Annotated in this window: 9 protein-coding genes; 5 read left to right on the top strand and 4 right to left on the bottom strand. The window is 64.3% G+C overall.

The features are described from left to right. Positions 1–698: HlyD family efflux transporter periplasmic adaptor subunit (locus I71_RS27555; RefSeq protein ID WP_042701552.1), on the top strand; the 698-nt coding region annotated here is incomplete at its 5' end. Between the two features lie 83 nt (positions 699–781). Here the strand turns inward: I71_RS27555 and I71_RS27560 are convergent. Continuing rightward, complete coding sequence (locus I71_RS27560; protein ID WP_244434086.1) at positions 782–1,072, bottom strand: hypothetical protein; 291 nt, start codon at positions 1,070–1,072, stop codon at positions 782–784. A gap of 462 nt (positions 1,073–1,534) precedes the next feature. Here I71_RS27560 and I71_RS27565 point away from each other — a divergent pair, with 462 nt between their 5' ends. Then, positions 1,535–3,370 carry an alpha/beta hydrolase gene (locus I71_RS27565; protein WP_085940796.1) on the top strand — a complete coding sequence of 612 codons (1,836 nt, stop codon included), beginning with the start codon at positions 1,535–1,537 and terminating at the stop codon, positions 3,368–3,370. Between the two features lie 111 nt (positions 3,371–3,481). Here I71_RS27565 and I71_RS27570 read toward each other — a convergent pair whose 3' ends face one another. After that, positions 3,482–4,357 (bottom strand): hypothetical protein, encoded by an 876-nt coding sequence (locus tag I71_RS27570; RefSeq protein WP_042701558.1) that lies wholly within the window; start codon positions 4,355–4,357, stop codon positions 3,482–3,484. A gap of 49 nt (positions 4,358–4,406) precedes the next feature. Beyond that, positions 4,407–5,303 carry a hypothetical protein gene (locus I71_RS27575; RefSeq protein WP_148294386.1) on the bottom strand — a complete coding sequence of 299 codons (897 nt, stop codon included), beginning with the start codon at positions 5,301–5,303 and terminating at the stop codon, positions 4,407–4,409. Positions 5,304–5,507: 204 nt separating this feature from the next. Between I71_RS27575 and I71_RS27580 the strand changes: the two genes are divergently transcribed. The 3 genes from I71_RS27580 to I71_RS27590 all read left to right on the top strand — a co-directional run bounded on the left by I71_RS27580 (position 5,508) and on the right by I71_RS27590 (position 9,308). Beyond that, the gene (locus I71_RS27580) at positions 5,508–6,500 is read left to right on the top strand and encodes a GSCFA domain-containing protein (protein ID WP_244434088.1); all 993 of its coding nucleotides are present in this window, start codon (positions 5,508–5,510) and stop codon (positions 6,498–6,500) included. A 233-nt stretch (positions 6,501–6,733) separates the two neighbouring features. After that, positions 6,734–8,779 carry a serine/threonine protein kinase gene (locus I71_RS27585; RefSeq protein WP_244434087.1) on the top strand — a complete coding sequence of 682 codons (2,046 nt, stop codon included), beginning with the start codon at positions 6,734–6,736 and terminating at the stop codon, positions 8,777–8,779. A 37-nt stretch (positions 8,780–8,816) separates the two neighbouring features. Next, positions 8,817–9,308, top strand: coding sequence for a hypothetical protein (locus I71_RS27590; RefSeq protein ID WP_042701565.1), 492 nt, complete (start codon positions 8,817–8,819; stop codon positions 9,306–9,308). Positions 9,309–9,311: 3 nt separating this feature from the next. Here the strand turns inward: I71_RS27590 and I71_RS27595 are convergent. Then, positions 9,312–10,163, bottom strand: an 852-nt coding sequence (locus I71_RS27595) for an N-ethylmaleimide reductase (RefSeq protein ID WP_042701568.1), incomplete at its 5' end; no start/stop codon positions are given.

Raw genomic sequence — 10,163 nt, forward strand, 5'->3', positions numbered from 1 at the left:
GCAACTCCACCCGCACCAAGCTGGTGGCGGCGCAGAAGGAGAACGCCCAGCTCCACGCCCAGGACCATGAGCTGGAAGCCCGCATGTCGCAGTCGCGCCAGCAGGCGGTCGACGCCCAGGGCGATCTGGTCCGCCGCCGCAGCGACTTCCGCGAGAAGGTGCTTGTCGAGCTGGACAAGGCCCGCGGCGACGCCCAGAAGCTGGCCGAGCAGATCCGCGACGCGAAGAACCGCCTGGACAACCGCACCATCAAGGCGCCGGACACCGGCAACGTCGTGATGTACGGCCACCCGGCCGTCGGCGGCACCATCACTGCCAACGAGCCGGTGCTGGACGTCGTCCCCGACGACAAGGCCCTGCTGGCCGAGGTCCGCATCCAGCCGAAGGACATCAAGTCGATGGCCGTCGACCTGCCGGTGAAGGTGCAGCTGACCGCCTATGACAGCCGCGTCGTCGGCACCATCGACGGCACCGTGTCCTACGTGTCGGCCGATCGCCTGACCGACAATGCGACCCGCCAGGAATACTATCTGGCCCGCATCCGCCTGAAGGACGCCGACAGCCACGAGGTCCGCAACCTGAAGATCAAGGCCGGCATGCCGGTGGAGGCCCGCATCGTGCTGTCTGCCCGCACCCCGCTGGACTATCTGATCCAGCCGCTGCGCCAGTCCTACGTGAAGGCGTTCATCCAGGAGTGATCCGGTTCCCGGCGGAAGTTAATCCCCCACACAGAAAAAGCCCCCGACCGACCGGTCGGGGGCCTTTTCCTTGCCGGGAACCCTCAGCTCTTCCCCGGCCGCAGGTCCGGCTTCGGCGGGATCGGCAGCGGTTCCGGCACCTGGATCGCTTCCGTCTGCTCCCGCGTGCGGCGCGATGCCGCACGGTCCTGGGCCAAGCGGTCCATCTCCTGCTGGCGCTGCGCCTCGGTGGTCAGGTCGGTCGGGCGCGGCGGGACCGTGCCGAGATTCGGGTACTCGTCATTGGTTCCGCTCATGCCGCGAACCGGCGACGAATTGTCGCTGACCGGCGACGGATCGCCCAGGACGGCACCCAGCGGACCGGTGTCGAGCATCCGGTCGCTGCAGCCCGCCAGCCCGAAAACCATTGGAGTCGCAACGATTAGCGCACCGGCCACCCGACCGGCTGCCGCGATCCCGCGACCACTCCCCTGGCCGCCCCCCTGACTGCCCGTCACCATCACCCTTCCCCGTTCTGGCCGCCACACCACACTTGTGCGACGATCCGTGAAATGAAATGTTCACATCTGCGGTGTATGAGAGGTTTCGTATTTCTCCCGCACCGCACCAGAAGGCCGGACCGCCGCACGCCACCCACAGCGACATGGTGCAGAACGCCCCCAGACATCGTCCCCCCAGACATCATTCCCACAGATCACCGACAGCAAGTCTGTATAGCCGCCCCTCCGCAAGGCCCAAAGCCCAATCTGGCGCAAGCCGGACTCCGCGGATGCCGGTGACCCAGGCGATGCGACCGAGACGACGCGACACCCGCCCAAAGAAGAAGGACCGTGCTCATGGCCGAGACCAAGGCCCCCCCTCAGGCATCAAACCCGGCGTCCCCCCAGGTGCCCGACGTCAAGCTTCCCGATCCGGTCGAGATGTCGCGGGCGATGACCCGCATCGCCGAACAGAGCCAGCGGCTGGTCTCCGAGTTCCTGGCGCGGCAGGCCGCCGATGGCGCCGGCCCGAAGAGCCCGGATCCGATGGGCGTCGGCCATGCCTTCCTTGAGATGACCACGCGCATGATGGCCGACCCGGCCAAGCTGATGCAGGCGCAGATGTCCTTGTGGCAGGACTACCTGACCCTGTGGCAGCGCACCACCCAGCGCTTCTTCGGACAGGAGACCCAGCCGGTCATCGCCCCGGCCAAGGACGACCGCCGCTTCAAGGACGCCGCCTGGGACGAGAACACGCTGTTCGACTTCATCAAGCAATCCTACCTGCTGAGCGCCCGGTGGATGCAGTCGACCGTCAATCAGGTCGAGGGGCTGGACGACCACACCGCCAAGAAGGTCGATTTCTACACCCGCCAGTTCGTCGACGCGATGGCGCCCTCCAACTTCGTCATGACGAACCCGGAGGTGCTGCGCGCGACCATCGAGAGCGGCGGCGAGAATCTGGTCAAGGGGCTGGAGCATCTGCTGAAGGATCTGGAGCGCGGCAAGGGCGAGCTGCGCATCTCCATGACCGACTATGACGCCTTCCAGCTGGGCAAGAACATCGCGGTCACGCCGGGCAAGGTCGTCTTCCAGACCAGCCTGATGCAGCTGATCCAGTACACGCCGACCACGCCGGACGTGAACAAGCGTCCGCTGATGATCGTGCCGCCCTGGATCAACAAGTTCTACATCCTCGACCTGCGCGAGAAGAACAGCTTCATCAAATGGGCGGTCGACCAGGGCCACACCGTCTTCGTCCTGTCCTGGGTCAACCCGGACGAGACGCTGGCGGCCAAGGGCTTCGAGGATTACATGGTCGAAGGCCCGCTGGCCGCGCTGGACGCCATCGAGAAGGCGACCGGCGAGAAGGACGTCAACGCCATCGGCTATTGCCTGGGCGGCACGCTGCTGGCCTCGACGCTCGCCTACATGGCGGTCAAGAAGGACGACCGCATCAAGTCGGCCACCTTCTTCACCACCATGCTGGACTTCGCCGAGGCTGGCGAGCTGTCGATCTTCATCGACGAGGAGCAGTTGACCTTCATCGAAGGGCAGATGGCCGAACAGGGCTATCTCGACGGCGCCAAGATGGCGACCACCTTCAACATGCTGCGCGCCAACGACCTGATCTGGTCGTTCGTCGTCAACAACTACCTGCTGGGCAAGGACCCCTTCCCCTTCGACCTGCTGTACTGGAACAGCGACAGCACCCGCATGCCGGCGGCGATGCACAGTTTCTATCTGCGCAACATGTACCAGAAGAACATGCTGGCGCAGCCGGGCTCGGTGACGCTGAAGGGCGTTCCGATCGACCTGGGCAAGATCAAGGTTCCCTCGCTGTTCCTTTCGGCGCGGGAAGACCACATCGCGCCCTGGAAGAGCACCTACAGCGGTGCCCAGCTGTTCAGCGGTCCGGTCAAGTTCGTGCTGGGGGCGTCCGGCCACATCGCCGGCGTCGTCAACCCGCCGGCGGCGAACAAATACTGCTACTGGACCAGTGACAAGCTGGCCAAGACCTCGGACGAGTGGCTGGAGAAGGCGACCCAGACCCCTGGCTCCTGGTGGCCGGAATGGAACAAGTGGGTCGGCCAGTACGCCAACGGCAAGGTTCCCGCCCGCCAGCCCGGCGACGGCGCCCTGCCGGCCCTGGAAGACGCGCCCGGCTCCTACGTCAAGGTCAAGAACGACTAATCTCTCGGTTGCGGAAACAGCCCTTCCTCCCGTGTGGATGAAAGAGATGGAGGGGGGCCGCTGAAAGGCGGCCCCCTCCTGTTCGGGACGGCGACGGGGGCCGGGTTTCGGTCAGGCCAAGCCGGGCCAGCGCAGGACAGGATGCATATTGCCCTGGATCAGACGGTTGGCGGCCGCGACAGCATCGGCTTCCCGCACCGTCAGGGGAAAATTCGGCCCGATCAGCCCATCCTGCGTCACGGTGGCGTCGTGGTAATGCAGCATCGATATTGGAAAACTGGCGTCGTCCAGACCGTGTTCTGCCTGGAAATGAATGAAATAATTCAGGTTGGACGGCACGGTGGCATAAGGAACGCCCGATACCCGGAACGCCATGGCGGCACTCACCTGATCGATATGATTGGCCTTGCCTTCCGTCACCAAAGGCTCGCCATCGGCCAGGAGCCACAGTGCCCAGCTCTGCCATGACCGATGGAAGGAGCGCGCCAGGGACCGCGGCACCGCATAAAAGCCGCCATTGGCATTGCCCAGAACGGTCAATCCCTGACCGGCGTCAGTCGGCGTCAGAGGCGGATTCTCCAGACCAGCCTGCGCCATCAGCACGAGAAGCGTAGACAGGCTGGGATTCGGCATATCCACGGTCTTCGCCTGAACGGCATCGTCGCGCAAATGGCTGCGGATGTCCTGCACCAGAATCACATCGGTATCGAGCAACAGGATGTGGTCGCAGGGCTTGTCGAAGAGATTGGGAAGCTGGGCGATCTTGTTGCACCACTTGCCATCACCAAAACGCTCGATCTTCTCGATCGTGTATCCCTCATCCTTGAAAAGATTCCGAGTGTCAGCCGGTACCGTCGGCGTGAACTGCAGGTGAATATCCTCTGGCCGGGCATCACAGAAATGCAGGATCGACTTTGCCAGATTCCACGCCTGGTATGAGAATTTCGGATGGTCATCAATGATGAAAGAGTAAATTACATGACGCATGATGCTCCATCTCGGCACGTTTTTGGAAAAATTGAGCCACACCGATGCCTCAACTCGCCGGCAGGACACCGCTTTTCAATGGAACCGCATCTCCAAGTTGCAGTTGGTAACGCTCGGCAAGGAACGCCAGGCTGGGAGCGGCCAGCGCCCGAATGTGCGCAATGGTCCGAGCGTCGATCGTCAGCGGATCGCTGACACCATCCATCAAAGCATCGATCTGCTCGACCAGCTGGACAATCTGCCCTTTTGTCGCAACCGGCATGTCCGACCGGTTGACTTGGCGCAACAGGCGCACGCCCGGATCGCCCAGGGACCGATTCTCCCAGGTGGAGGCAAATGATGGATCGGTGATGCCGAGCGCCGTCAGGATGTCCCCGATTATCGTTTCCGCGCCGTAGCGGAACGGGCGCACCGTTCCCACGCCGATGCATTCCTCGACCTCGCCGACATAACGTGCATAGTCGAGATGAACGGAAAAGCGCGGAACCGCCAGCATGTCTTCCAGCGCCATGTCCAGGCCGTACAGCGGTCCAAGTCCGCGGGGATTTCTCAGCGTCTGGATGTAAAAGCTGCGGATGAACGAAACTGGCTCGCGAAAGACCACCCAGAGTATGACAGGAAAACGGCGGGCGAGGTCGCGCAGAGCGGCGCGGCCCTGCGGCGGAAAATCCCACCAACGGTGGAACAGGCCCTCTGTCGACAAAATCATGGTATGGGTATCGGGCCGTGCCTCGCCAAGCGCGGTCTCGACACCTGCCGTAAAGTTGTCCGGGTCATGCATCAGAGCGCCAATCATCCATTGATGTTTGGGTTCGGGAGGGGGGTCAATACCGGCCAGCGGGTAGAGAACACCCCGCTCCAAAAGCAGATCCCGATGGCGGAAAAGAGCAGATTGCAACGCTGTGGTGCCGGTCTTCGGTGTTCCGGCATGCAGAATGATCCTCAACGCCCTTCCCTCTTCCCTGCAAGCATGGTAACAATACTCGCAATTCAGAAAGTTGCCAACGAGCCAATTTATAATTTGAGAGAATTTTGCCGATTTAAGGGGTGGAATGCAATTCTATTTACGAATCCTCATTGCATGATTGCCGCACCCGAATCGGGGCAGGAGAAGTAAAACGAGGCCAGTGCAGGAAATGCCGCATTGTTGGTGGCGACCGGAGTTAAAGGGTTCGATATGACGGATTTGGAGCAACTCATCTCCGAGCGCAACGGTCATCGCGCCGTCTTCAACGGTTCCTGGTATCGTGGCCCGCACACCAACTTCATCGCCAGCAAAGCTGAAATCGCTCAAACCCTTGAAGGCGTTGACCGGTGGGTCATGCAGGGCTGGTCGCCTCAGACGCCATTCATCACCCGTGACACCCGGATCACGGCCTTCGGCAGTTGCTTCGCCGGTTACATCACGAGCTATTTGCGGGATCGTGGCTATGCGGTGCTCGGCCATGGCCTGGGCAATCAGTCGCACATCATCCGTTTCGGCGAAGGCATGGTGAACAGCTTCGCCATTCTACAGCAATTGGAATGGGCGATCGAGGGCAAGGCTTTTCCTGAAAATCTCTGGTTCTCGGATCGCAAGGAAATCGCCGCCATGAATCCGGCCGTGCAGGCGGAAACGCGCGAGATCATTCTGAATACCGATTTGTTCATCATTACGCTTGGTCTGTCCGAGATCTGGTACGACAAACGGAATGGCGAAGCGCTTTGGCGGGCCGTGCCGGCCCATCTGTTCGACGAACGCATCCATGGCTTCCGCATCTCGTCGCATCAGGAAAATTTGCACAACCTTATGCGGATTTGCTCCATTATCCACGAGGCCAAGCCTGAATCCCGCATCGTCTTCACGGTGTCGCCCATTCCTCTGATGGCGACTTTCCGTCCAATTTCCTGCATTACCGCCAATTCCGTCTCCAAGAGCATACTGCGCTCCGCGGTCGACCAGCTTCTGCTCGACCGGGCCGATGACCGGGCCAATGACCGGATCCTGTATTTCCCCTCCTATGAGATGGTGAAGGATTTCTTCTCCGACCCTTACGAACCCGACAATCGGCATCCTCGGGCCGAGATTGTCGATTTGATCATGAAAACCTTCGAGCGCCATTACTGTCCACCCGATCTCATGGACCTTGGGACTACCGCCTGAGCGGGCTTCTTCGCGGGTTGCGACAAGCCCAGCGGAAAAGCGGTGCGGCGGTTTGACCGCTCGGCAACACAGAACCGACCGACGAGGAACGCGGCTCGGAAACCCTCCCGGTAGGGGTTTTCCTTTTCAGGCCAATCCGATAGTGTTACGCCCGTTCACGTTAACGGTTTGTTTGCCCTTTTCACGCCAGCTAACGCCTGCGCCCATTCGCACGCTCCGGGGATACGCCGTCCATGCCATCCGACGCCCAGACAGGTACGATGGGAGCCGCCACGGCAGCGATGGCGAATGCCGAACCGGTGAAGCTCGCCGAACGCTACGAGATCCATCCGGGCGCGACGATCCCGCTGCTGAACGCCGTCGGCGGCAACGCCTTCACCGCCAAGGCGCTGCGCGAAAAGCGGATCGAGCCCTTCGCCATCATCTGCCACGCCGGGATCCTGCCGCGGATGGACATCTGCTCCACCGTCGGCAGCCTCGACAACGCCACCCACATGCGCCTGCTCGACTGGGGGCTGGTGGACTGGCCGCAGGACCGCGGCCGGCGCTATTGCCTGGTGTTCGAGCGGCCGGGCGGCAAACGGCTGATGGGATCGCTGACCGACACGCTGGACCCGATGCCGGAGGACCAGCTGACCCGGCAGATCGTCCATCCGCTGGTGTCGGCGTTGAAGGAGTTGTCGAGCCGCGGCGTCGTCCATGGTGCGATCCGCCCGACCAACCTGTTCTACCGCGACCTCGCGTCGGGCGGGCTGATGCTGGGTGAATGCGTGTCGGCCCAGCCCGGCTATGGCCAGCCGGTCCTGCTGGAAACCATCGAACGCGGCATGGCCAACCCGGCCGGGCGCGGCACCGGCACCATGGCCGACGACCTCTATTCGCTGGGCGTCACCCTGCTGATCCTGGCACTGGGCCGCAACCCGCTGGCCGGCCTGGACGACGAGGCGGTGCTGCAGGCGAAGATGGAGCGCGGCTCCTACCCGGCGCTGGTCCAGCAGCACCGGTTGCCGCTGGCGATCAACGAGGTGGTGCGCGGCCTGCTGGTGGACGATCCCAAGCAGCGCTGGACCCTGAACGACCTCGACCTGTGGGTGGCCGGCCGCCGGCTCAGCCCGAAGCAACCGCAGATCTCCCGCCGCGCCGCCCGCCCGCTGGAGTTCCAGGGGGCGGAATACTGGCATTGCCGCACGCTGGCGCGCGCCTTCGCCCGCCATGCCCCCGCCGCCGCCTCCGTCATCGAAAGCGGGGAGCTGGACAAGTGGCTGCGCCGGTCGATGGGCGACGAGGTGCGGGCGGAGGCGGTGAGCAGCGCCATCCAGACGGCCTCCAGCGGCAAGGGCGGCAGCCAGGGCGACCGGTTGGTCGCCCGCGTCTGCATCGCCCTCGACCCCGCCGCACCGATCCGTTACCGCGGCCGGGCGATGATGCCGGACGGCATCGCCACCATGCTGGCCGATGCCTTCATGCGCGGCGAGTCCCCCCAGGCGGTGGCGGAGGTGCTCGCCAACCAGCTGCCGATGTTCTGGGTCAATGTCCAGGCCGACTTCAAACCGGAATTCGTGCCGCTGGTGCAGAGTTTCGACCAGCTGCGCGGCTTCCTCGACCGCTCCAGCCATGGGCTGGGAGTCGAGCGCGTCCTGTACGAGATGAACCCGACCATGCCCTGCATGAGCGGGCTGGTGGCGAGGCAGCTGCCGACCACGCCGGCCGAGCTGCTGCGCGCGCTGGATTGGGTCGCGGCGGGCGGGGAACGGCACAAGGACCCCATCGACCGCCAGATCGCCGCCTTCCTCGGCGCCCGCCACAAGCGCGGGGACGAGCTTCTGTTCACCCAGCTCGGCAGCGGGGTGGAGCCGATGCGGCGCGTCATCGCCATGCTGACCATCCTGTCGGACATCCAGGCCCGCACCGGCGTCGATGGGTTGACCCACCTCGCCTCCTGGGTGGTGGCTCTGCTCGATCCCGCCTTCCGCCGCTTCCACAACCGGCCGCAGCAGCAGGAGGTGCGCAAGATGGCGGACGCCGCCGCGCACAATGGCCGGCTGACCGAACTGCTGAAGGTGGTCGACGATCCCGATGCGCTGCGCCGCGACCGGCTGGAGTTCGAGGCGGCGCAGATCGCCTACCGCGAGGCCGACGCGGAGATGGACAAGATCCGCCACACCATCGCCGACCGCAATTCGATCATCGAGACCTCCGGCCGGCAGGTCGCCGCCATCGTGTCCAGCCTGCTGTCGACCGTGCTGGTCGCCGGCATCATCCTGTTCTTCGCCTTCTGACCGGATCGCGTAAAGTCTGAATCGACGGGAGATCGCCATGGCGCGCAAGAAGAAGAAAAAGGGCGGCGCCCTCACGCTGATCCTGCTGATCGTCCCGGCGGCGCTGATCGTGCTGCCGACCTCCATCCTGTTCGGCATCGGCATGATCCCGACCATCGTCGCCTATGTCGTCGACCGCGATCCCGACAAATCGGCGCCGATCACCGTCGGCGGGCTGAATTTCTGCGGCTGCATGCCCTTCGCCATCGATCTGTGGAAGCACCAGCACACCATCGGCGCCGCGGCGAAGATCTTCGCCGACCCGCTGGCCTGGATGGTGATGTACAGCGCCGCCGCCGTCGGCTGGGGCATCTATTACGGCATCCCGCCGCTGGTCGCCGGCATGGAGGTCACCCGCGCCGAAAAGCGGGTGGAGGTGCTGAAGCAGAAGAAGGTTTCGCTCGTCCAGGAATGGGGGCCGGACGTCGCCGGAGATTTCTTCGACGAGTCCGGCGGCATGGAACCGGATGCTGAAATGGCAGGCGCCTGAGCCTCACCGGGTGGACGAGATTGCGGGATAGTCGGTGTAGCCGGCCGCCCCGCCGCCGAACAGGCTGTCGGCGCGGAACTCCGCCAGCGGCAGGCCGCGGCGCAGGCGCTCCGGCAAGTCGGGGTTGGCGATGAAGGGCCGGCCGAACGCGACCAGATCGGCCAGCCCGGCATCCAGCAGCGCCGTCGCCCGGTCCATCGTATAGCGGCCGGCGACGATGATGGTGCCGCTGAACCGCGCCCGCCAGGCCTTGCGCCATTCGGTCGGCAGCGGCGTGCCGTTGTCCCAGTCATCCTCCGCGAAATGCAGGCGGGCGACGCCCAATGCCTCCAGCCGCTCGACCACCCTGGTGAACAGGCCGTAGGGATCGCTGTCGCTCATCCCCTTCAGCGTGATCAGCGGCGACAGGCGCACGCCGGTCCGCCCGGCCCCGATGGCGGCGGTCACCGCCTCCACCACCTCGGTCAGGAAGCGCAGGCGGTTGTCCAGCGACCCGCCATAGCGGTCGGTCCGTCGGTTGCTGCCATCGCGCAGGAACTGCTCGATCAGATAGCCGTTGGCGGCATGCAGCTCGACCCCGTCGAAGCCGGCGGCAACGGCATTCGTAGCGGCGGCGGCAAACTGACGGACGGTTGCGGCGATCTCGGCCTCGTCCATTTCCCGCGGCTCCACGCAGGGCACCATGCCGCCGGTTCCGTCCGGCCCAACCGCCCAGATCGCGGTGTCCGCCGGACGGATGGCCGAGGGAGCGGGAGGCGGCTCACCGCCATGGAACATCGGATGCGACACCCGCCCCGTTATGCAGAGCTGCGCGACGATGCGCCCGCGGCGCCGGTGAACGGCATCGGTGACGGC

It is taken from the genome of Azospirillum sp. B506 (genome assembly GCF_000333595.1).
In the GTDB taxonomy this organism is placed as follows: Bacteria; Pseudomonadota; Alphaproteobacteria; order Azospirillales; family Azospirillaceae; genus Azospirillum.